General features: G+C 66.2%; 23 protein-coding genes. 9 read left to right on the forward strand and 14 right to left on the reverse strand.

Annotation, left to right across the window (positions count from 1 at the left end):
* Nucleotides 1-4 precede the first annotated feature (4 nt).
* Together AC07OX_RS11005 and rlmD are read left to right on the forward strand one after the other, a co-directional pair.
* Nucleotides 5-1,078 (forward strand): sigma-70 family RNA polymerase sigma factor, encoded by a 1,074-nt coding sequence (locus tag AC07OX_RS11005; protein ID WP_095950962.1) that lies wholly within the window; start codon nucleotides 5-7, stop codon nucleotides 1,076-1,078.
* 67 nt (nucleotides 1,079-1,145) lie between these two features.
* Complete coding sequence (gene rlmD / locus AC07OX_RS11010) at nucleotides 1,146-2,582, forward strand: 23S rRNA (uracil(1939)-C(5))-methyltransferase RlmD (protein WP_495262824.1); 1,437 nt, start codon at nucleotides 1,146-1,148, stop codon at nucleotides 2,580-2,582.
* Nucleotides 2,583-2,628: 46 nt separating this feature from the next.
* Here rlmD and AC07OX_RS11015 read toward each other — a convergent pair whose 3' ends face one another.
* A complete protein-coding gene (locus AC07OX_RS11015; RefSeq protein ID WP_062479032.1) occupies nucleotides 2,629-3,330 on the reverse strand; it encodes a Bax inhibitor-1/YccA family protein in 702 nt (233 codons plus the stop codon).
* 171 nt (nucleotides 3,331-3,501) lie between these two features.
* On the opposite strand from AC07OX_RS11015, the gene AC07OX_RS11020 reads away from it, so the two are divergent.
* Complete coding sequence (locus AC07OX_RS11020; RefSeq protein ID WP_056583078.1) at nucleotides 3,502-3,909, forward strand: GlcG/HbpS family heme-binding protein; 408 nt, start codon at nucleotides 3,502-3,504, stop codon at nucleotides 3,907-3,909.
* A gap of 183 nt (nucleotides 3,910-4,092) precedes the next feature.
* Here the strand turns inward: AC07OX_RS11020 and hemP are convergent, their stop codons facing one another.
* The 7 genes from hemP to AC07OX_RS11055 all read right to left on the reverse strand — a co-directional run bounded on the left by hemP (nucleotide 4,093) and on the right by AC07OX_RS11055 (nucleotide 9,915).
* Nucleotides 4,093-4,305 carry a hemin uptake protein HemP gene (gene hemP / locus AC07OX_RS11025; protein WP_062479029.1) on the reverse strand — a complete coding sequence of 71 codons (213 nt, stop codon included), beginning with the start codon at nucleotides 4,303-4,305 and terminating at the stop codon, nucleotides 4,093-4,095.
* A 105-nt stretch (nucleotides 4,306-4,410) separates the two neighbouring features.
* Nucleotides 4,411-4,824, reverse strand: coding sequence for an ExbD/TolR family protein (locus tag AC07OX_RS11030; RefSeq protein WP_062479026.1), 414 nt, complete (start codon nucleotides 4,822-4,824; stop codon nucleotides 4,411-4,413).
* Nucleotides 4,825-4,832: 8 nt separating this feature from the next.
* Nucleotides 4,833-5,549: a MotA/TolQ/ExbB proton channel family protein gene (locus tag AC07OX_RS11035; protein WP_062479023.1), complete on the reverse strand. Its 717-nt coding sequence runs from the start codon at nucleotides 5,547-5,549 to the stop codon at nucleotides 4,833-4,835.
* 22 nt (nucleotides 5,550-5,571) lie between these two features.
* Nucleotides 5,572-6,261 (reverse strand): energy transducer TonB, encoded by a 690-nt coding sequence (locus tag AC07OX_RS11040; protein WP_070059744.1) that lies wholly within the window; start codon nucleotides 6,259-6,261, stop codon nucleotides 5,572-5,574.
* A gap of 104 nt (nucleotides 6,262-6,365) precedes the next feature.
* Nucleotides 6,366-6,638 (reverse strand): (2Fe-2S)-binding protein, encoded by a 273-nt coding sequence (locus tag AC07OX_RS11045; RefSeq protein ID WP_062473051.1) that lies wholly within the window; start codon nucleotides 6,636-6,638, stop codon nucleotides 6,366-6,368.
* Nucleotides 6,639-6,749: 111 nt separating this feature from the next.
* The gene (locus tag AC07OX_RS11050; RefSeq protein ID WP_390345148.1) at nucleotides 6,750-7,430 is read right to left on the reverse strand and encodes a Fe2+-dependent dioxygenase; all 681 of its coding nucleotides are present in this window, start codon (nucleotides 7,428-7,430) and stop codon (nucleotides 6,750-6,752) included.
* A gap of 103 nt (nucleotides 7,431-7,533) precedes the next feature.
* The gene (locus AC07OX_RS11055) at nucleotides 7,534-9,915 is read right to left on the reverse strand and encodes a catecholate siderophore receptor Fiu (RefSeq protein ID WP_495262825.1); all 2,382 of its coding nucleotides are present in this window, start codon (nucleotides 9,913-9,915) and stop codon (nucleotides 7,534-7,536) included.
* Here AC07OX_RS11055 and AC07OX_RS11060 point away from each other — a divergent pair.
* Nucleotides 9,914-10,135 carry a hypothetical protein gene (locus AC07OX_RS11060; protein WP_159272569.1) on the forward strand — a complete coding sequence of 74 codons (222 nt, stop codon included), beginning with the start codon at nucleotides 9,914-9,916 and terminating at the stop codon, nucleotides 10,133-10,135. The genes AC07OX_RS11055 and AC07OX_RS11060 overlap by 2 nt on opposite strands.
* Nucleotides 10,136-10,153: 18 nt before the next feature.
* Here the strand turns inward: AC07OX_RS11060 and AC07OX_RS11065 are convergent, their stop codons facing one another.
* From AC07OX_RS11065 to bfr, 6 genes are all read right to left on the reverse strand, one after another.
* Nucleotides 10,154-11,518, reverse strand: coding sequence for a sulfite reductase subunit alpha (locus AC07OX_RS11065; protein ID WP_495262826.1), 1,365 nt, complete (start codon nucleotides 11,516-11,518; stop codon nucleotides 10,154-10,156).
* Nucleotides 11,515-12,525, reverse strand: coding sequence for an FAD:protein FMN transferase (locus AC07OX_RS11070; RefSeq protein ID WP_495262827.1), 1,011 nt, complete (start codon nucleotides 12,523-12,525; stop codon nucleotides 11,515-11,517). The genes AC07OX_RS11065 and AC07OX_RS11070 overlap by 4 nt, the downstream gene beginning before the upstream one ends.
* A gap of 14 nt (nucleotides 12,526-12,539) precedes the next feature.
* Nucleotides 12,540-13,349 (reverse strand): DUF4198 domain-containing protein, encoded by an 810-nt coding sequence (locus AC07OX_RS11075; protein ID WP_495262828.1) that lies wholly within the window; start codon nucleotides 13,347-13,349, stop codon nucleotides 12,540-12,542.
* A 47-nt stretch (nucleotides 13,350-13,396) separates the two neighbouring features.
* Nucleotides 13,397-13,897: a DUF2271 domain-containing protein gene (locus AC07OX_RS11080; RefSeq protein WP_174543631.1), complete on the reverse strand. Its 501-nt coding sequence runs from the start codon at nucleotides 13,895-13,897 to the stop codon at nucleotides 13,397-13,399.
* A 98-nt stretch (nucleotides 13,898-13,995) separates the two neighbouring features.
* Nucleotides 13,996-14,643 (reverse strand): PepSY-associated TM helix domain-containing protein, encoded by a 648-nt coding sequence (locus AC07OX_RS11085; RefSeq protein WP_495262829.1) that lies wholly within the window; start codon nucleotides 14,641-14,643, stop codon nucleotides 13,996-13,998.
* 131 nt (nucleotides 14,644-14,774) lie between these two features.
* On the reverse strand, nucleotides 14,775-15,251 hold the full coding sequence (gene bfr, locus AC07OX_RS11090; protein ID WP_062473038.1) for a bacterioferritin: 477 nt from the start codon (nucleotides 15,249-15,251) through the stop codon (nucleotides 14,775-14,777).
* Between the two features lie 259 nt (nucleotides 15,252-15,510).
* On the opposite strand from bfr, the gene ahpC reads away from it, so the two are divergent.
* From ahpC to AC07OX_RS11115, 5 genes are all read left to right on the forward strand, one after another.
* Nucleotides 15,511-16,074, forward strand: a complete 564-nt coding sequence (ahpC, locus tag AC07OX_RS11095; protein WP_062473036.1) for an alkyl hydroperoxide reductase subunit C — start codon at nucleotides 15,511-15,513, stop codon at nucleotides 16,072-16,074.
* Between the two features lie 88 nt (nucleotides 16,075-16,162).
* Complete coding sequence (ahpF, locus tag AC07OX_RS11100) at nucleotides 16,163-17,719, forward strand: alkyl hydroperoxide reductase subunit F (protein ID WP_095950792.1); 1,557 nt, start codon at nucleotides 16,163-16,165, stop codon at nucleotides 17,717-17,719.
* Nucleotides 17,720-17,878: 159 nt separating this feature from the next.
* The gene (locus tag AC07OX_RS11105; RefSeq protein WP_495262830.1) at nucleotides 17,879-20,095 is read left to right on the forward strand and encodes a TonB-dependent hemoglobin/transferrin/lactoferrin family receptor; all 2,217 of its coding nucleotides are present in this window, start codon (nucleotides 17,879-17,881) and stop codon (nucleotides 20,093-20,095) included.
* A gap of 37 nt (nucleotides 20,096-20,132) precedes the next feature.
* Complete coding sequence (locus AC07OX_RS11110; protein ID WP_495262831.1) at nucleotides 20,133-21,215, forward strand: hemin-degrading factor; 1,083 nt, start codon at nucleotides 20,133-20,135, stop codon at nucleotides 21,213-21,215.
* Nucleotides 21,212-21,598, forward strand: coding sequence for a VOC family protein (locus AC07OX_RS11115; RefSeq protein WP_495262832.1), 387 nt, complete (start codon nucleotides 21,212-21,214; stop codon nucleotides 21,596-21,598). The genes AC07OX_RS11110 and AC07OX_RS11115 overlap by 4 nt, the downstream gene beginning before the upstream one ends.
* The last annotated feature ends 22 nt before the right edge of the window (nucleotides 21,599-21,620 follow it).

Here is a 21,620-nt window from a genome sequence, read left to right on the forward strand (position 1 = left end):
TGCCATGGCTGCCTCCCGCCCTCTTCGCACACTGCCCGTGCGTGGGCTGGCGGGGCAGGGCAGCCCTTCACCTCGAAGCAACGGTGGCCGCAATGGTCATCAGGACAGCGGCGACGAGCCGCTGAGCACGGACTCTCTTCCCGACGATCCCACAGCGGATCCGTCGATTCCCTCAGCAGCATCGGCCCCGCCCCACGGCACCACCGCTGAGGTCATGGGCGGCGAGGGCGCCGATGCCCTGACCATCTACCTGCGCCAGGTCCGGCGCACCGGGCTCTTCACTCCCGCCGAGGAATACACCACCGCCTGCGCCGCACGCGCCGGCGACTTCGCGGCGCGGCAATCGATGATCGAGCACAACCTGCGGCTCGTGGTCAACATCGCCAAGAACTACCTGGGGCGCGGCATGCCGCTGTCCGACCTCATCGAGGAAGGCAACCTCGGGCTGATGCATGCCATCACCAAGTTCGAGCCTGAGCGCGGGTTTCGCTTCTCCACGTATGCGACCTGGTGGATCCGCCAGTCGGTCGAGCGCGCCGTCATCACGCAGTCGCGGGCGATCCGCCTGCCGGTGCATGTCGTGCGCGAACTGCAGCAGGTTCTGCGGGCACGCCGCACGCTCGAGGGCGATGCGGAGTTCCTCGCGAGCCGGCCGGATGGCGTGCGCGTCGAGGACGTGGCCGCGCTGCTCGGTCGCGAGGTGCAGGCGGTGGCCGACCTGCTGGCGCTGGCCGAGGCGCCACGTTCGCTCGATGCGGGCGACGCGCGCGGCGAAGAAGGCTTCACGCTGGCCGACACCGTGGCCTCCGACGACGAGCAGGGCAACCCTGCTGGCGTGACGCACACGCACGAGGTGGAACGCCTGCTCGACCAGTGGGTGCAGGCCCTCAACGCGCGGGAGCGCGAGGTGCTCGAAGGCCGCTACGGCCTGCACGACCGGGAGCCCGAGACGCTCGAGGTGCTGAGCGTGCGGCTGGGCCTGACACGTGAGCGCGTGCGGCAGATCCAGAACGAGGCCCTGGCCAAGATGCGCAAGCAGCTGGCGCGCTCCGGCGTCGGCCGCGACGCGCTGTTCTAGCGGTGTGAAGAAAAGAAGGTAACCCGTCGCGCCGGGACCACCCCGGCCACGCTGAGACAATCGGGGGATGACGGAATCCATCGAAGAAAAGAAAGTCCCCGCGAACCCCGCCGATGAATGGCTTCAGGTCGAGTCGCTCGACCTGGACGCGCAAGGCGTCTCCCACAAGTCCGACGGCATGGTCGTGTTCATCGAAGGCGCATTGCCCTTCGAGGAAGTGCAGTTCAACGTCCACCGCCGCAAGAACAACTGGGAGCAGGGCACGGTCACGCAGATCCGCCGCGAGTCCTCGCAGCGCGTGCGCCCCGGCTGCCCGCACTTCGGCCTGCACACGGGCGCGTGCGGCGGCTGCAAGATGCAGCACCTCGACGCCGCCGCCCAGGTGGCCGTGAAGCAGCGTGCGCTCGAAGACAACCTCTGGCACCTGGGCAAGGTCAAGCCCGAGAACCTGCTGCGCCCGCTCGAAGGCCCGGCCTGGCACTACCGCTACCGCGCGCGCCTGTCGGTGCGCCACGTGGTCAAGAAAGGCACGGTGCTGATCGGCTTCCACGAGCGCAAGAGCCGTTACCTGGCCGACATGCAGGTCTGTCCCGTGCTGCCCAAGCAGGTCAGCGCCATGCTGATGCCGCTGCGTGCGCTGATCGGCTCCATGGACGCGCGCGAGACCTGCCCGCAGATCGAGCTGGCCTGCGGCGACGCGCCGGATTCGACCGCGCTGGGCACCATCGCCCTGGTGCTGCGGCACCTGGAGCCGCTGTCGGGCGCCGACATCGGGCGGCTCAAGGCGTTCGCGGCCGAGAACGAAGGCGTTCAATGGTGGCTGCAGGCCAAGGGCCCGGACACCGTGAAGCTGCTGGAAGAGGGCGGCACGCCACTGGCCTACCGCCTGCCCGCGTTCGGCGTGACGATGCCGTTCAAGCCCACCGATTTCACCCAGGTCAACCCGCACATCAACCGCGCGCTGGTCGGCAAGGCGCTGCGCCTGCTCGATGTGCAGCCCGACGAGCGCGTGATCGACTGGTTCTGCGGCCTGGGCAACTTCACGCTGCCGCTGGCGAGCCAGGCGCGCGAGGTGCTCGGCATCGAGGGCAGCGACACGCTGGTGGCACGCGCCACCGACAACTTCCAGAGAAACCAGCCTGCAACGCCCGAGCGGCGTGCGCTGTCGGCCACCCGGTTCGTGGCGCGCAACCTGTTCGACATGACGCCCGAGATGCTGGTGGCCGACGGCAGTGCCGACAAGTGGCTGGTCGACCCACCGCGCGAAGGTGCCTTCGCGCTGGCCAAGGCCATGGCCGACCTGCACCAGCAGCCTGAATTGCGCACCGGTGGCTGGACGCCGCCCAAGCGCATCGTGTACGTGAGCTGCAACCCGTCGACGCTGGCGCGCGACGCCGGCCTGCTGGTGCACCAGGCGGGCTACCGCTGCACCTTCGCGGGCGTGGTGAACATGTTCCCGCACACCGCGCACGTCGAGTCGATCGCGGTCTTCGAGCTGGAATGAAAAAAGGCCCTTCGGGGCCTTTTTTCTTGGGGTCGGAGCAAGCCGCTCAGTCGCGCTCGCCGCCGAAGATGCCCAGCAGGGCCAGCAGGCTCTGGAACACGTTGAACATGTCCAGGTACAGGGCCAGCGTGGCGCTGATGTAGTTGGTTTCGCCGCCGTCCATGATCTGCTTCAGGTCATAGAGCATGTAGGCCGAGAAGATGCCGATGGCTGCCACCGAGATCACCAGCATGCCGGTGCTCGAGCCCACGAAGACGTTGATGACCGCGCCGAGCATCAGCACCAGCGCGCCGACGAACAGGAACTTGCCCATGCCCGACAGGTCGCGCTTGATGACCGTGGCCAGCGAGGCCATCACGAAGAACACGCCGGCGGTGCCGCCGAAGGCCGTCATGATCAGTTCGGGGCCGTTCTTGAAGCCCAGCACCATCGCGAGCAGGCGCGACAGCATCAGGCCCATGAAGAAGGTGAAGCCCAGCAGCACCGGCACGCCGGCGGCAGAGTTCTTGGTCTTCTCGATCGCGAACATGAAGCCGAATGCGCCGCCGAGGAAGACGATCAGGCCGAGTCCGCCGGTGAGCGAGCGGGTGATGCCGGTGCTCACGCCGATCCAGGCGCCCAGCACGGTGGGCAGCAGGCTCAGCGCCAGCAGCCAGTAGGTATTGCGCAGCACGCGCTGGCGTTCGGCCTGCGGCAGTGTCTGGCCGTAGCCGGTGGAAGTGTCGAGGGTGGTCACACGGTCGTTCATGGCCGAAGCTCCTGAGGTTGCTGCATGCAATGACACGCAGTTGGGCGCATTCTAGGGGGCTGCAAGAGGGGGCCTTGCAAAGACCGTATGCCCGTTGTTCTTAAGCCCCCGCGGGACGCTGCGGCGCCCCGCCGTTATGCTGTCGGGTTTCGACGCAACCTGAGCTTATCCATGAAGACCAAATCATTCCTCGAACTCGCCGACGTCAAGGCCATCGCCGCTGCAGCGGAAGCCGAGGCCCTGAAGAACAACTGGGCCGTGACCATCGCCATCTCCGACGACGCCGGCAACCTGCTCTGGCTGCAGCGCCTGGATGGCGCCGCCGCGCTGTCCTCGCACATCGCTCCGGCCAAGGCGCACACCGCCGCCATGGGCCGCCGCGAGAGCAAGGTCTATGAAGACATCATCAACGGCGGCCGCACCGCGTTCCTGACGGCGCCCCTGGTGGAAGGCCTGCTCGAAGGCGGCGTGCCGATCGTGAAGGACGGCCACGTCATCGGCGCCGTGGGCGTGAGCGGCGTGAAGTCGAACGAAGATGCTCAGATCGCCAAGGCCGGCATCGCCGCGCTCGGCCTGTAAGCCTTTTCATTCGCCCAAAGCAAAACGCCGACCTGATGGTCGGCGTTTTCTTTTTCAGGGCTTCAGCGTGAAAAAAAGCTTGGCTAGTCGGCGAACCGTTGGCTAGCAAAAAACGACCCTTCGGAGATGAATCTCCTCGAGTCGCCCCACGATGAAACTTGCGCGAGGGGCGGGCTGAACGACCTACTTGGTCAGGATCAGCTTGCCGAGTTTGGTGGCCTGAAGCCGGTAGAGCGAGCCGTTGTGCATGATGCCCACGGTCTTGCTTCCCTTCAGAAGCTCCGTGCTTTCGACCATCGGCGCCGGACGCGCTGCCTGGATCGATGCATGACCGCCACCCGATTGGTCGAGCGAAGGGTGGTTCAGGACAGAAAAGGCATTCGGGGTGGCTGGCATCTGGAGTTCCCTTTTATGGAAGCGATGAGTGAATGATAATGATTCTCAATATAAAGTCAATCGTCGCGATCAACTTTTTTTCGATCCGTCATTCACCCGTTCAGATCACTTCGTGTCGGGCTCGGTGATGAAGCCGATCTTGCGCACGCCGGCTTCGCGGGCCTCGGCCATGGCCTTGGCCACGCGCTCGTAGCGCACGGCCTTGTCGCCGCGGATGTGCAGCTCGGGCTGCGGTTCCTTGGCCGCTTCGGCGGCCAGGCGGTTCGGCAGCTCGCTGTCGTCGATCTTCTGTTCGTTCCAGTAGTAGGCGCCGTCGGCCGTGACGCTGAACAGGATGTTCTGCGGCTTGGGCTGCTCGGGTTCGCTGCTGGCGCGGGGCAGGTCGATGTTGACCGCGTGCTTCATGACCGGCACGGTGATGATGAAGATGATCAGCAACACCAGCATGACGTCGACCAGCGGCGTCATGTTGATCTCGTTCATCACCTCATCGGGTTCGTCTTGCGTTCCGAAAGCCATGATGCTGCTCAGCCCTTCTTGAGCGGAACCACGACGGCTTCGCCGCTGCCGCTTTGCACGCGGGCGCCGGTCACGAAGTAGGCGTGCAGGTCGTGGGCGAAGCTGTTGAGCTTGGTCAGCACGAACTTGTTGCCGCGCACCAGGGCGTTGTAGCCCAGCACGGCGGGGATGGCGACCGCCAGGCCCAGGGCCGTCATGATCAGTGCTTCGCCGATCGGGCCGGCCACCTTGTCGATGGTCGCCTGGCCGGCCGAGCCGATGCTCATCAGCGCGTGGTAGATGCCCCAGACCGTGCCGAACAGGCCGATGAACGGCGCCGTCGAACCCACCGAAGCGAGGATGGCCAAGCCGGTCTGCAGGCGAGCGGTGAAGGCGTCGATGCCGTTGCGCAGGGCGCGCGTGATCCAGTCGCTCACGTCGAGCGCGTCATGCAGGTGCGCCTTGGTGTTGCGGTGGTGGGCAGCGGCTTCGCGGCCCTCAAGCGCCAGGGCGCGGAACGGGTTGCTGTCGTCGGTGCCCAGTTTGTTCAGGGCGGTGGCGAAGTCTTCGCTGTGCCAGAAGTCCTGCGAGTGCTTGGCCAGGCGCTTGTATTTGATGACGTCGAGCGCCTTCACGATGATCACGATCCACGATGCGAGGGACATGCCGATCAACAGAACCGCGACAGCCTTGGTGACGAAGTCGCCCTGATTCCAGACGTTCATCAAGCCAAATTGGGAATCCATACGAAGTTGCTCCAGAGAAAAATTAGTTCAGGACGTAGTTGACGGGGGCGTCGTAAGACATGGCCTGCACCACGCCGTTGACCTTGCCGGGCACGAACCGGCATTTCATGATGTATTCGACGGCGGCCTCGTCGAGGCGGTCGAAGCCGCTGGACTTCTTGACCTCGGCGCTCTTGGGCAGGCCGTCGGCGCCCACGAGCACGCGCACGATCACCTTGCCCTGCTCGCCGAGCCGCTTGCTCATGGCGGGGTAGACCGCCTTCGGGTTCTGCAGGTAGTCGGCATTGCTCGACGGCAGCTGCACGGCGGGCGGCGCCGGGGGCGACGGCGGCGGTGCGGGAGGGGCTGGCGGCGCGGGCGGTGCCGGTGGCGCAGGCGGGGGCGGCGGCTCGGTGGTGCCCGAGGTCGCGTTCGGCGCGGGCGTCGGCTTGGGTTCGCGGATGGCCTGCGGGCGCGGCGGCGGCGGCGCCTTGCTCACCTTGGGTTGCGGCGGCGGAGGCGGTGGGGGCGGCGGATCGGCCTTGGGTTTCGGCGGTTCGACGAACTGGCTCAGGATCTCGACGGGAATCACCACTTCGGCGGCCCTGCGCAGCAGGCCGCTTTGCAGCGCCCACAGCGCGGCACCGTGGAACAGGATCACGCCGCCGGCAATGACGACAGTGCGCGACAGGCCAAGAAAGGAGGGAGGGGGGGCAAAGCGGTCAGACACGATCAACCATTCGAATGCGGGCACTACAAATCGTGCCCCGATTGCAGCAAAACCGCTACAGAGACGCTACTTGCGAAAAATCCACCAGACAGAGCCGGCGACGAGGATCAGGCTGCCGCCGAGAGCCGAGACGAGTTCCATGCTTTGCTTTCCTTGATGGAGTTGGCAAGCTGGATCGCTCTCGGCGCCGATTCGCAGTTCAGGGCGGCGACCGGGTGAGAGACACTGCACTGCGCCACGATGTCGCGGGCACAACCTTCACACTGACCACACTGGGTGGCCACGCCGAGTTCGAACTGGACTTCGTCGAAAGTCATGCCCGCGCGCACATGACGTGCGATTTCACGGTCAGAGACTCGGCGGCAGACGCAAACGATCATGGCGGTGAAAGCGGCAGTTGGCTGGCTGTTGGATGTGACTCATTATAAATAAGAATCCATCGCATTTGCAATCACTATGACTGACATGCGGCCGGACTTTGCAAGCCGGTGTTACACCTCGGCCCAGAGGCGCAGCAGGTTGTGATAGTGGCCGGTGAGCGCCACGGTTTCCTCGCATTCGCCCAGGCGGGCGCGCAGTTTCTGGACCGTCTGGTCGAGTTCGAACAGCATGCCGCGCTGGGCGTCGCTGCGCACCATGCTCTGCAGCCAGAAAAACGAGCACACCCGCGCCCCGCGCGTGACCGGGTGCACGCGGTGCAGGCTGCTCGCCGGGTAAAGGATCAGGTCGCCGGCCGGCAGCTTGACCTCGTGCGAGCCGTAGGTGTCGATCACTTCCAGCTCGCCGCCGTCGTAATCCTCCGGATCGCTCAGGAAGAGGGTGCACGACAGGTCGGTGCGCAGCTGCTGGCTGCTGCCCGGCACCGCGCGCACCGAGCCGTCGACATGCACGCCGTAATGCTCGCCGCCCTCGTAGCGGTTGAACAGCGGCGGCACGAAACGCGCGGGCAGCGCCGCTGAGAAGAACAGCGCGTGGCGCGACAGCGCCGCCAGGATGGTCGCGCCGAGTTCGCGCGAGACGGGCGAAGACTCCGGCAACTGGCGATTGCGCTTCACCTGCGCGCCTTGGTCTCCCACGGTTTCGCGGCCGTCGACCCAGTGGGTGGCATCGAGTGCGGCGCGCATCTCGCGCACCTGGTCCGGGCTCAGCACGTCGGGCACATGCAGCATCATTTCGGTGAACTCCACAAGAAAAAAGCCCCGGCGCAGGCCGGGGCTCGAGTGTCGCACCGCGCCTGCCGCAGGGGCCGGCACGGAGGCGACGCGGTCGTCGGGATCAGAACGCGAAGTTCGCGGTGATCTTGGCCGAGCGAGGGATGCCCGGCGTGTAGCGGTAGCCGCTCTTGTTGATGGCAGCCGCGTACTGCTTGTCGAACACATTGGCGATGTTCAGCTGGATGTCGACGTTCTTGTTGATGCGGTACGACGCCATGGCATCGAACACCCAGTAGGAGTCGATGTACGCCGGCGTGCCCACCGCGCCGTCGGTGCCGCGGTGCAGCTTGCCGTTGTAGCGCGCGCCGCCGCCGACCGTCAGGCCGAACGGGAACTGGTAGGTGGTCCAGGCCGTGAAGGAGTTCTTCGGGGTGTAGGTCAGCACGTTGGTGCCGTCGGCGGTGACGTTGGGGCCGCTTTGCACCTTGGTGTCCATCGTCGTGAAGCCGGCGCTCATGCCCCAGCGTTCGGTGATGGTGCCCGCCACGCCCAGCTCGATGCCCTGCACGCGCTTCTTGCCGCTCTGGTAGTACAGCGCGGTGTTGGTCGGGTCTTGCACGACTTCGTTGCTCACGTCGGTGCGGTAGATCGCGCCGGTCAGCGACAGCTTGTCGTCCAGCACGTCCCACTTCGTGCCCACTTCGAAGGTCTTGGCCTTTTGCGGCAGGAAGTCGGTGCGCGCCGCGCTGCTGCCTGTGCCAGCGGCCGACAGCGAGAAGTTCGCGCCGCCCGGGGGCTGGGCCGAAGTGCCGTAGGCCGCGTAGATGCTGCCGTTCTTCGCGGGCTTGTAGACCACGCCGATCTTGCCGGTGAACAGGTTGTCGGAGAGCTTGAGCGACGAGGGCACCAGCGTGCCGACCGGCAGGCCGGGGTTGGTCGTTGCGGTCGACAGCGTCGCGCTCTGGAACGAGGTGCTGTAGTGGTCGAAGCGCAGGCCGCCGGTGATCTGCCATTGCTCGTTGAGCTTGATGGTGTCGAAGGCGTACAGGCCGACCGTGTTGGTCACGCCCTTGCTGTCGGCGCCGCTGAGCATGCGGTTGTAGCCGTTCACGTACGGGTTCGGCGCGTACAGGTTGGCCACCGGCCATGCGCCGTTCTGCACGACCTTGCCGTTGAACGTGGCGCCGGGGCTGAAGTAGCCCAGGCTCGACTGCTCTTCACGGATCAGCTCGACGCCCGCGCTGAGCGAGTGGCTCAGGCTGCCGGTGTTGAACTTGGCGGTCACGTTCGTCTGGTTGACGAAGATCGTGTTTTCCTGGTTCTTGTTGGTCGGCAGGTTGCGCGTGGTCGTCCAGGTGGACGGCAGGCCCGGGATCGGCGTACTGAGGAACGCGGTGTTGCCCGAGGGCGGCGGGTTGCCGTTGGTGCCCAGGCCGCCGAGCATGAACGCCGTCAGCATGTAGTCCTGCTTGGTCTTGCCGTAGCGGGTCGTGTTGCGCAGCGTGATGTCGGGCGTGAAGTCGTGCTCCACGCGCGCGGTGAACATGTCGGCTGTCACCTTGTTGAAGTCGTACGCGGTGCCGTAGAAGTTCTTCGGATCGACCGGTGCCGCGTAGTTCAGGAAGCTGCGGCGACGTGCACCGAGGGCGACCGGATCGGGGTTCGAATAGCTGGGCAGGCCGATGGTCGGCACGCCGCCGTCAGGCACGTTGTCCTGGTCGACGTGCAGGTAGTCGAAGTAGAAGCGTGTGGGCGAATTCAGGCCGAGTGCGATCGACGGTGCAATGGCCGTGCGCTTGTTCTTGACGAAGTCGCGGCCGGGCACGCCCGAGTCTTCCATCGCCGCATTCAGGCGGAAGGCGGCGCCGATGCCATTGGCGCTGCTGAGCGACTTGTTCCAGTCGATGCTGCCGCGCTTGTAGTCGGCGCTGCCGAAGCCGAGCGAGCCGAGGAAGCTGTCTTCGAGCTTCGGCTTCTTGGTGACGAGGTTGATGTAGCCGGTGGGCGAGGTGCGGCCCACGTCGGTGCCCGACGGGCCCTTCACGACTTCGACCTGCTCGATGTTGAACATGTCGCGCGAGACCGAGCCCAGGTCGCGGATGCCGTCCACGAAGATGCTGCTGGAGCTGTCGAAGCCGCGCATGAACACGGCGTCGCCGGTGTTCGTGTTGCCGTTCTCGCCCAGGAAGAAGGTGCCGACGCCGGCGGTATTGCGCAGCGCTTCGGTGAGCGTGGTCGCGCCCTGCTCGCGAATGATCTGTTCCTTGATCACCTGGATCGTCTGCGGCGTGTTCACCAGCGGGGCCGTGAACTTCGGGTTGGCCGAGGTGTCGGTCTTGTAGTCGGCGGCGCTCGAATCCTGCACGCGGACTTCAGGCAGGGCCCGCCCGGTCTGGGCAAAGGCGGCGGGGGCTGCGATGGCCAGCAGCGTGGCTGCGGCGGCACCCGAAAGGTGAGGAACGGCGCGTGCGACGGCGTGTTTGCGGCTCTTGATATAGGCCATGTTGTTTTCTCCAGAAAGGGCGGGCGGGCAGAGCTCGACTGGCTGGGTCCGGGCGGCGCACTCTCGGGGAGAAAAAGGGCGGCAAGACTGGCTGGGTGAGCTGATTTGCGAAGGGTTTTTGCAAATCGATGCAAATGATATTGCTTCTCAATACCAAGGTGCTCAACTGGCCGCTTTTAACCAGAAAGTTTCGCTCGCTCCGTTGCCGGCGCGCAACTGACGAGGCCGCGCGGGCCGTTCAATAGACGTCGCGGCGGTAGCGTCCGCTGGCCGACAGCTCGGCCCAGAGGTCGTCGCCGGCGATCTGCCGCAGCGCCGCGTCGACGCCCGATGCCATGCCCTGGAGGCTGCCGCAGACATAGACGGCGGCGCCATCGCGCAGCCAGGCTTGCAGCGTGTCGGCCATCTGCAGCAGGCGGTGCTGCACGTAGAAGCGCTCGGCCTGGTCGCGCGAGAACACCATGTCGAGCCGCGCGAGCGTGCCGTCGGCCTGCCAGGCTTCGATTTCTTCGCGGCAGAGGAAGTCGTGGGCGGACTGGCGCTCGCCGAACACCAGCCAGTTGTCTTTTCGGCCAGCGGCGGCGCGTGCGCGCAGGTGAGCGCGCAGGCCGGCCAGTCCGGTGCCGTTGCCGATCAGGATCAGCGGACGGTTCTCGTTGCCCTCGAGCCGGAAGCCGCGGTGCGGCCGCAGGCGCAGCGCGACGGAGTCGCCGACCGAAAGCGTCGAGGTGAGCAGGCCCGACGCGGCGCCCATCGAGCCGTCGGGGTGCTGCTCCTGCCGCACGAGCAGTTGCAGTTCGCCGTCGGCGGGCAGGGAGGCGATCGAGTAGTCGCGTGGCCGCGCCGGATCGCTTGCGACGGCGACCTGCACCAGGTCGCCCGAAGCCCAGTGTGGCAGTGCTCCGGCTTGCGGCGTGAGGCCGAGATGGAAGACCGGGCCGCCCGTGCTGCCGGCGTTGAGCAGTTCGCGCCGCGTGAGCTTCCAGGGCGCAAAGCTCGCCGGGGCGTCGTCGCCGCCCTCCGGCGCATCGCCCCAGCGGGCGTGCCAATCGGCGAGCGCGGCGGGATCGCTGTTGTCGACCTCGATGGGATCGAAGTCGCGCACGGCGCCGGCCGTGTGGAGCCACGCATCGAGCGCGCGGCCGAAGCCGCAGAAGTGGGTGTACTGGCGGTCTCCCAGCGCCAGCACGGCGTAGCGCAGCGATGGCAGTGTGAGCGGCGCGCCCATCACGCGCTCGGCGAACACGCTGGCGCCGTCGGGCGCATCGCCTTCGCCGTAGGTGCTGGCCACGAAGAGGGCGCGTCGGGCCGAGGCCAACGTGGCGCTGTCGAGGGCGTTGAGGGCCATCACGCGCACTGCCGTGCCGGCTGCGCGCAGCCGCCGCGCGGTCTGCCACGCGATGGTTTCCGCCTGGCCGGTCTGGCTGGCGAACAGCACGAGGGTGGGCGAGGTCTGCGCGCCGTCACCGGCCGACAGGGCCGCGGCTTCGCGTGCGGCCGTGGCGTGCAGCCGCCGCTGGCGTGCATAGATGCCCAGGCACAGCGCGGCATAGGCCGCGACCGTCGCGCTGGCCCCCAGCGCTCGCCACAGGGTCTCGGTCATGCGCCCGCCTGCGCCTGCCAGGCGCGCGTGGGGCGCTCGGAGATCGATCCGTCGTCGGCGCGAGAGATGAACAGGGCCGCGATGTCGCGCTGCTGTGCGAAGGCCAGGCCCTCGACGGGGCCGAGCACGGTCAGCACGGTGGCGAGCGCATCCGCCTGCATGCACTGCGGATGCAGCACCGTGACGCTGGCCAGTGCATGCGCTACGGGCTCGCCGTCACGCGGATCGATGGTGTGCGACCAGCTGCGGCCTTCGATGGCGCGCCGATGCCAGCGGTCGCCCGAGGTGGCCACGGCCATGTCGGCCAGGGCGATGCGTTGCGGGGTCGGCAGCTCGGCGTCGACCTGCACCTGCCACGGCGCGCCGCCGGGCCGCCGGCCGATGCCGCGCAACTCGCCGCCGATTTCGAACAGCAGGTCGGTGAAACCGAGCGCGCGCAGCGCGTCGACGCCGTGGTCGACCGCGAAGCCCTTGGCGATGCCCGACAGGTCGAGCTGCACGCCGCCGGGTTGCAGCAGCGTGCGGTTGGCCTCATCGAAGGTCAGCCGTTGCCAGCCGACGTTCGAATTGATCGCGGCCAGCGCGTCGGGCGACGGCAGGGCGTTGTCCTGCGCCGCCGCAGGTCCGAAGCCCCAGCGCGCCACCAAGGCACCGACCGTCGGATCGATCGCGCCGCCGCTGGCCTGCGCCCACGCGAGGGCGCACTGCATCACCTGTGCGAACTCCGCCGGCAGCGCATGGCGCGAACCGGCGGGTGCGGTGTTGAAGCGGCTGATGAGGGAGCCTGGCTCCCAGTGGCTCATTTGCGCGATCACACGCGCGAGCGCGGCCTCGACCGCCTCGCGCACTTGCGCGAGCGGCAGCATCCGCGGGTTGTCGAAGCGCAGCGACCAGGTCGTGCCCATCGTCTGCCCGCCGAGCTGCTGGAGGCTGGCGGGATCGGCGGGACGGGGGACGGCCGCGTTGGCGTAGCCGCCCGCGCGCCAGGTGCTGAAGGAAAGGCCCAAGGAAAAACGCAGGGTCAGGGCATCACTTCCAAGGTGGCCGCGTAGCTCAGGCGGCGTTCCTTGGCTTGCGGCACGGTGGTCTTGCTGTCCTTGGTGCTGGCGTCGAGCCAGTACATGCCGGCGGCCGGCCAGGTCACGCTGAACTGGCCCTTGTCGTCGGTCTTGAGCTTGAGTTCGTCGAGCTTGTCGCGGTACTGGGTGTTGCCGGCGGTCACGGTCACTTCGAGGTCCTTGGCGGGCTTGCCGTCCAGGTGCAGCGTGAAGGTGGCCTTCTCGCCCTTGGCCAGGTCGGTCGGGCTGCCGGCCGAGATCAGTTCCAGGCCCTGGCCGATGGGCTTGAGCGCCGAGGGCTTGCCGACGGTCACGAAGGTCTCGATGCGGCCGGCCGACTGGGTGATGGTCACGTCCTGCGCGTCGGCCGGGATTTCCTTGCCGATGGTTTCGGCCGTGCCGCGGGCGCGCTTGTTCTGGCCCGTGGCCTTGTCCTTCCAGGCGGCGAACGCGCCGTTGTTGACCACCGCGATGCGGTAGGTGCCCGGCTGCGCGACGCTCACGTCGAACACGTTGCGCAGCTTGAGCTTGGCTTCGGATTCCGGCTTGACCGAGCTGCCGTCGGGGGCGGTGATCTGCAGGCCGTCCAGGCGCAGCGGCGCATGGTTGGCAACGAACAGGTCGTTCGACACGGCGGCGTCGACGCTCACGGTGTCGGCCTTCGACAGCACGGTGGTCGAGGGCAGCAGCCAAGCGTTGTGCGCCTGGGTCACGGAAGCAACGGCCGAAAGGGCGAGGGCGAGGCCGGCGGCGCGCAGGGTGAAGCGGGTCATGGTGGTCCTTGGAATGAGCGGGTGGGCGGAGTGGGTGGCGGCGGCGTTCAGGGCTTGAGTTCGAGCTTGATTTCGCCGAGCTCTTCCTTGCCGGCTGCGACCGGTTGCGCGGCGGCGGTGGGGGGCCACTGGAACGGGATGGTCACGACCTCGCGGCCGCCGACTTCACGGGCGGCTTCCACCACCAGCTTGTAGGCGCCGGGAGCGAGCTTGGGCATGGCGCCCGAGCCTTCGGTGAAGCTCAGCTGGTGCTTGCCCGCGGGCTTGGAGGCGCCGGTGACGCCATCGACCGGCACCGCCAGTTCACGGCCGCCGCGGCGCCACCACTGGCGCATGTCCTTGAGCCACTTGGTGCCTTCGCCCTCGGGGTTGTTGGTCTTGGTGCGCACGTCGTACCAGACGGCCAGCGTGCCGGCCATCGTGCTGTCGGCGCGTTCGATCCAGGTCGCCACGTAGGGGCGGTGGTACTCCGACACGTTGAGCCGGGGAATCTCGATGTTGACCGACAGGCCGGCGGCAATGGCCGGGGCCGCGAACAGCGCCGACATGGCGATCGGTGCGAGCGAGTAGCGAAGGTGCACGGGAAAACCTCTTTCTTCCTGAATCAGCAAAGACGACGCACGGGCCGATCCGTCGATCGGACCGGTCAGTGAATGAACAGCAACGCGAGCAGCACCGGCACCACCAGCCCCATGCCCACCATGGGCCAGGTGAAGGGGCGGTTGCCCGCATGCATCTTGAGAATGAACAGCCCGGTGACCGAGAAGACCAGCGTGGCGGCCGCGAAGATGTCGATGAACCAGCTCCAGGCGGTGCCGGTGTTGCGGCCCTTGTGCAGGTCGTTGAAGTAGGAGAGCCAGCCGCGGTCGGTGCGCTCGTATTCGACCTCGCCCTCGGGCAGGCTCAGGCGCAGCCAGGCGTCGCCGCCGGGGCGGGGGAGCGAGAGGTAGATTTCGTCGTCGGACCACTCGGCCTCGCGGCCGGCGGTGTCGATGTCCCATTGCTTGCGCAGCCAGGCTTGCAGTTCGGCGGGCAGCGGCGCCTTGCCCTGCTGGGCCTTGGCGGCCGGCAGCTGCTGTTCGAGGCGGGCGCGCAGCGCGTCGTCGACCGTGCCGTTGCGCGTGGTGACGACCGGCTTGGCCTCGATCTGGCCCGCGTGGTTGAGCGTGAAGCCCGTGACGCTGAACAGGATCATCCCGACGAGACAGATGGCGGAACTGACCCAATGCCACTCGTGGAGGGTCTTGAGCCAATAGGCGCGGCGGCGGTTGTCGGAACGGGCGGGGGCAGTCATCGAAAGCGCGAATTGTAGTCGCGCGAATGAGAATGACTGCTATTCAGTGGCTATGAAGTTAAGTAAAGAGCAATAAAAAACGGGGCCGAAGCCCCGTTTGTTTGCAATGCCGTGGCAGCGTTGCGTTGTGCTTACTCGAGCTCGCCCACTTGCAACTGCAGGTAGTTCTGCAGGCCGACGCGGTCGATCAGGTCGATCTGCGTCTCGAGGAAGTCGATGTGCTCTTCGGTGTCGTCCAGGATCTCCTGCAGCAGGTCGCGCGAGACATAGTCGCGCACCGATTCGCAATGCGCGATGCCATCCTTGATGGTCGCTTGCGCGCCGGTTTCGGCGCCGAGGTCGCAGCGCAGCAACTCGGGCACGTCTTCGCCGATGTTCAGCTTGCCCAGGTCCTGCAGGTTGGGCAGGCCGTCGAGCATGAAGATGCGGTCCATGAGCTTGTCGGCGTGCTTCATCTCGCCGATGGATTCCTCGTATTCCTTCTTCGCCAGCTTGTCCAGGCCCCAGTGCTTGAGCATGCGGTAGTGGAGGAAGTACTGGTTGATCGCCGTCAGCTCGTTCTTGAGCTGCGCCTGCAGGTGTTCGATGACTTTGGGGTCGCCCTTCATGATTATTTTCCTTGTTCTGAAAGCGGTGATTGTCGGAGGGGCGAACACACGCTTGCAAGCAAACCCATGCTGCGCCGGTCTGCATGCGTGTGATGGTGATACACGTTCGTATTGACCTGGCGCAAGGCGACGCGCGAGGCGATGGCAAACATAGCGGGTTCCAATACTTTCAATAGTTGATATCTATCAAAAATGATATATTGGTAGTTATACTCATGGCTCACGCTTATTTTTCCAACCGCAGCATCCAAGGAATCACATGTCCCTGATCAACACCGCAGTCCAACCTTTCAAGACCCAGGCTTACCTCAACGGCAAGTTCATCGATGTGTCCGACGAGACGCTCAAGGGCAAGTGGTCTGTGCTGATCTTCATGCCGGCGGCCTTCACCTTCAACTGCCCGACCGAAGTCGAAGACGCGGCCGACCACTACCCTGAGTTCCAGAAGCTGGGTGCCGAGGTCTACATCGTGACCACCGACACGCACTTCTCGCACAAGGTCTGGCACGACACGTCGCCGGCCGTCGGCAAGGCCAAGTTCCCCCTGGTGGGCGACCCGACCCACACGCTGACCAACGCGTTCGGCGTGCACATCCCCGAAGAAGGCCTGGCACTGCGCGGCACCTTCGTGATCAACCCCGACGGCATCATCAAGACCGCCGAAGTGCACTCCAACGAAATCGCCCGCGACGTGAAGGAAACCCTGCGCAAGCTCAAGGCCGCGGTCTACACCGCCGAGCACCCGAACGAAGTCTGCCCGGCCAAGTGGAATGACGGCGACAAGACCATCGCTCCGTCGTTCGACCTCGTCGGCAAGATCTAAGCGCCCCGCGCAAAGCCCGGGCGCTCACGAAGCCCCGGGCTTTTTTGTCCCCAGTTGATAGTTTTCAGTTATCGAAAGAGAGTCCGCCATGCTTGACGCCAGCACCAAAGCCCAATTGAAGAGTTACCTCGAACGCGCCACGCAGCCGATCGAGATCGTTGCCTCGCTCGACGACAGCAAGGCTTCGGGCGAAATGCTGTCGCTGCTGAAGGACGTTGCCGAAGTCTCGCCGCTGGTCACGCTGACCGAAAGCCGCGACGACAGCCACCGCAAGCCCTCGTTCTCGGTCAACCGCCCGAGCGAAAACCACGGCCCGCGCTTTGCCGGCCTGCCGATGGGTCATGAATTCACGTCGCTGATCCTTGCGCTGCTGCAGATCGGCGGCTACCCCCCGAAGGTCGAGCAGGCCGTGCTCGATCAGATCAAGGCGCTCGACGGCGATTTCGAGTTCGAGATCTACGTCTCGCTCACCTGCCACAACTGCCCCGACGTGGTCCAGGCGCTGAACCTGATGGCCATCCAGAACCCGCGCATCCGCACCACGATGATCGAGGGCGGCACCTTCCAGGACGAAGTGAAGGAACGCCAGATCATGGCCGTGCCGACCGTGTTCCTGAACGGCACCGAGTTCGGCCAGGGCCGCATGAGCCTGGAAGAAATCCTCGCCAAGATCGACACCAGCGGCGTCGAGCGCGAAGCCGCGAAGATCGCCGCCAAGGACGCCTTCGACGTGCTGATCGTCGGCGGTGGCCCCGCCGGTGCCGCTGCCGCGGTGTACGCCGCACGCAAGGGCATCCGCACGGGCGTCGCCTCGGAGCGCTTCGGCGGCCAGGTGCTCGACACGCTGGGCATCGAGAACTTCATCTCGATCAAGGAAACTGAAGGACCGAAGTTCGCCCACGCACTCGAAGAGCATGTGCGCGACTACGACGTCGACATCATGAACCTGCAGCGCGCCAAGGCACTGGTGCCGGGCAAGGACCTCATCGAGGTGCAGCTCGAAAGCGGCGCGTCGCTCAAGAGCAAGACCGTCATCATTTCGACCGGTGCCCGCTGGCGCAACATCAACGTGCCGGGCGAGCACGAGTTCAAGAACAAGGGCGTGGCCTACTGCCCGCACTGCGACGGCCCGCTGTTCAAGGGCAAGCGCGTGGCGGTGATCGGCGGCGGCAACTCGGGCGTCGAGGCGGCCATCGACCTGGCCGGCATCGTCGGCCACGTGACGCTGATCGAGTTCGACACGCAACTGCGCGCCGACGCCGTGCTGCAGCGCAAGCTCAAGAGCCTGAAGAACGTCGACATCTTCACCAACGCGCAGACCACCGAGATCACCGGCGACCAGAAGGTCAACGGGCTGGTCTACAAGGACCGCGCATCGGGCGAGCTGAAGAAGGTCGAGCTCGAAGGCGTGTTCATCCAGATCGGCCTGGTGCCCAACACCGACTGGCTCAAGGGCACGGTCGAGCTGACGAAGCACGGCGAGATTGTTGTCGACGCGCGCGGCCAGACCTCGGTGCCCGGCGTGTTCGCGGCGGGTGACGTCACCACGGTGCCGTTCAAGCAGATCATCATCGCGGCCGGCGACGGCGCGAAGGCGGCGCTCGGTGCGTTCGACCACCTGATCCGCACGACGGCCCCTGCGTGAGTAAGTCTTAAGTGCCTGAAGTTGTGAAGATGAGAATTATTCTCATAAAATAAAAACACGGGCACACCGCAGCCCCTCATTGCCAGCCAGGTCACTCGCGCAGACTCTGCGCCTCAAGGTCCAGCAAGCAGTTCTTCAACTGTTTTCTGGACCTTTTTCGTGGCCGCTCATTTCCCTCGACCGTCTTCCCATCGACCCGCGCTGCTGCCCTGGCTGATCGCCTCTGCCTTCGGCATGGCCGCCGCGCCTGCGTGGTCCCAGCAGCTCGCGGCGCTCGGCGAAGTGGTGGTGAGCGGATCGCGCTCGGAGCAGGCCAGGGACGACCTGCCGCTGAGCATCGAGGTCATCAACCGCCAGGACATCGAGAGCAAGCAGATCCACGACATCCGCGATGCCGTGCGCGACCTGCCCAACGTGTCGGTCAAGCGTTCGCCGGCGCGCTTCGGGTTGGCGCAGGGCAACACCGGCCGCGACAGCAACGCGGGCTTCAACATCCGCGGCCTGGACGGCAACCGCGTGCTGCTGCTGACCGACGGCATCCGCACGCCGCGCAGCTACGTGTTCAGCGCCAATGCTTTCGGGCGTGACTACTTCGACATCAGCCTCGTCGAGCGCATCGAGATCATCAAGGGCCCGGCCTCGGCGCTGTACGGCTCGGACGGCCTGGCCGGGCTGGTCAACTTCATCACCCGCGAGCCCTCGTCCTTCCTGCGCGAGGGCAAGACCTTCGGCGGCAGTGCGAACATCGGTTACAGCGGCGAAGACAACGGCGTGCGCGGCGGCGTCACGCTGGCGGGCAAGGCGAGCGACGTGCTCGAATGGCTCGTGTCCGCCAACCTCGGGCGCGCCAGCGAACTCGAGAACCGGGGCTCGCTCAACGTGCCCAACCTCGACCGCACCACGCCCAACCCGCAGCGCGACCAGACCCGCTCGCTGCTGGCCAAGGCCATCCTCACGCCCAACGCCGACCAGCGCCACGCCTTCACCTTCGAGCACGTCGAGAAGAGCAGCCGCTACAACCTGCTGTCGGGCGTGGCCAAGCCGCCGTATGCATCCACCTCGGTGATCGGCCTCAATGCCAAGACCGACCTCGACCGCGACCGCCTGACCTACGAAGGCCGATTGCGCCTGAACAGCGTGGTGGCCGACAACCTGCTCGCTGTCGTGAGCTACCAGAAGGCCGGCTCGCGCGAGTACATCTACGAAGACCGCTTCACCGCGGCCGACCGCACGCGCGACGTCACCTACGACGAGAACACCTGGCAGTTCGGCCTGCAGGCCGACAAGACGATCCGCATGGGCAACTGGGCCCAGAAGATCACCTACGGCCTGGACTACACGCGCACCAACGTCGAGAACCTGCAGACCGGCCTCGTGCCGCCGGCCGGCGAGAGCTACCCGCTCAAGCGCTTTCCCGACACGCGCGAAACCTCGACCGCCTTCTACGTGCAGGACGAGTTCATCCACGACCGCTGGAGCATCACGCCCGGCATCCGCTTCGACCGCTTCTCGCTCGATGCGAAGCAGGCGGGCTTCAACGCGCAGGCCGTGTCGCTGTCGGGCTCGGCCGTGTCGCCCAAGCTGGGCGTGCTGTTCCGCGCCACGCCGCAGTTCAGCGTGTACGGCAACTACGCCTCGGGTTTCAAGGCGCCCAACGCGTTCCAGGTGAATAACTTCTTCGAGAACGTGATTTCGGGCTACAAGACGATCCCGAACCCCAACCTCAAGCCCGAGAAGAGCCAGAACATCGAGCTGGGCGTGCGCGGGCGCACCGGCCTCCTGAGCTTCGACGTGGCCGCCTTCACCGGCGACTACAAGGACCTCATCGAGAACGACAAGCTCGTGGGCGGGCGGGGCATTCCGCGCATCGACCCGCTGATCTACCAGACCGTCAACGTCGGGCGCGCGCGCATCAGCGGCTTCGAGATCAAGGGCGAGCTCGATTTCACCGAGAACGGCAACGGCTTCTCCGTGCCCTTCGCCTACGGCCGCACGCAGGGCCGCGACCGCACCAACAACCGGCCGCTCAACTCGATCGATCCGCAGAAGTTCAGCGCCGGACTCAAGTACCAGGCGCCGGCCTGGAGCGTGCGCCTCGATGCGGTTCATCATGGCGCCAAGGAGTCGGAAGACGTCGATCGCAGCGAAGTGACCACGGGCCTGCAGTTCCGCACGCCGGCGGCCACCACGCTGGACATCAGCGCGCAGTGGCGCATCCGCAAGGACCTGCGCCTGAACGCGTCGGTGACCAACCTCACCAACAAGCGCTACTGGATGTGGAGCGATGTGCGCGGCGTGACGACCACCTCGGCCATCCGCGACGCCTACACCCAGCCGGGCCGCAGCTTCAACGTCTCGCTCGTGGCGGACTTCTGACGCGCGCCGCCACTTCTCTCCAAACAAAGGACACCCGATGAATGCCGAAGACATCCGCACCCGTTTTGCCGAACTGCGCGCCAAGGGCATGCGCCACAAGGACGCGGCCGCGGCCATGGGCCTGAGCGAAGGCGCTGCCATTGCGGCGCACACCGGCGCGCACGACAAGGCGCTGCGCGCCACGCGGCTGAAGGGCCCGTGGGTCGAGCTGCTGCAAGCCTTGGAGCTGTGTGGCCCCGTGCTGGCGCTCACCCGCAACGAGACCACGGTGCACGAGAAGACCGGCGTCTACGAGAAGGTGTCCGGCAGCGACGCGATGGGGCTCGCGCTGGGCGAGGTCATCGACCTGCGCCTGTTCTTCAGCCGCTGGCATGCGGGCTTCGCGGTCAGCGAGGCCGCGGCCAATGCCGGCGTGCCGCCGTCGCTGAGCCTGCAGTTCTTCAACCCGCAGGGCGTGGCGGTGCACAAGATCTTCGTGCGCGACGCGACGGATCGCGATGCCTTTCAGTCGGTCATCGACACCTACACCGCGCCCGATGCGCCGGTGCAGTTCGTGCCCGCCGAGAAGAAGGCGGCGCCGCGCGACGACAGCGCCATCGATGCGGTCGCGCTGGCCGACGCCTGGCGCGGCATGCAGGACACGCACGAATTCTTCGGCCTGCTCAACAAGTTCGACGTGGAGCGCCAGCAGAGCTTTCGCCTCACCGAAGGCGAGTTCACGCAGCGGGCCGAAACGGGCGCGGTGCGCGAGCTGCTGGTCGAGGCTTCGTTCGACGGCACGCCGATCATGGTGTTCGTCGGCAGCCCCGGCTGCATCCAGATCCACTCGGGGCCGGTCGTGCGCATCGAGCCGATGGAGATGCATGGCATGCAGTGGCTCAACGTGCTCGATCCCGGCTTCAACCTGCACCTGCGCGAAGACCGCATCGCGAGCGTGTGGATCGTCCAGAAGCCGACCAGCGACGGCATCGTGACTTCGGTGGAGGCTTTCGATGGCGAGGGCGAACTGATGGCGATGTTCTTCGGCGCGCGCAAGCCCGGCGTGCCCGAGCGCGCGGAGTGGCGCCAGATCGTGGCCAAGCTCTCGCGCCTGGCTACCTCGGAAGCGCCAGCGCGATGAGTGCCGACACCTTTCCGGGGGTGGTCGAGATCAAGGCCTTCGTGCCGGCGAAGGACTTCGCGCTCTCCATCGCCTTCTACCAGGACCTGGGCTTCACGCTGGCCTCGAACGAGGATGGCATTGCTTACTTCTCCTGTGGCGAGAGCAGCTTCCTGCTGCAGGACTTCTACGTCCAGACCCATGCAGAGAATTTCATGATGCATCTGCTCGTCGATGACGCGCTGGCCTGGTGGGACCGCGTGCAGGCGCAGCGGCTGACCGAACGCTACGCCGTGCAGACCACACCGCCTGCCGAACGCCCGTGGGGCATGGTCGATTTCACATTGACCGACCCGACCGGCGTGCTCTGGCGCATCGCACACAACATTCCCCGGCGCGGCTGACGCGCGTCCTTCTTTCGCTGTC

It is taken from the genome of Variovorax sp. GW821-FHT09D07, assembly GCF_059416345.1.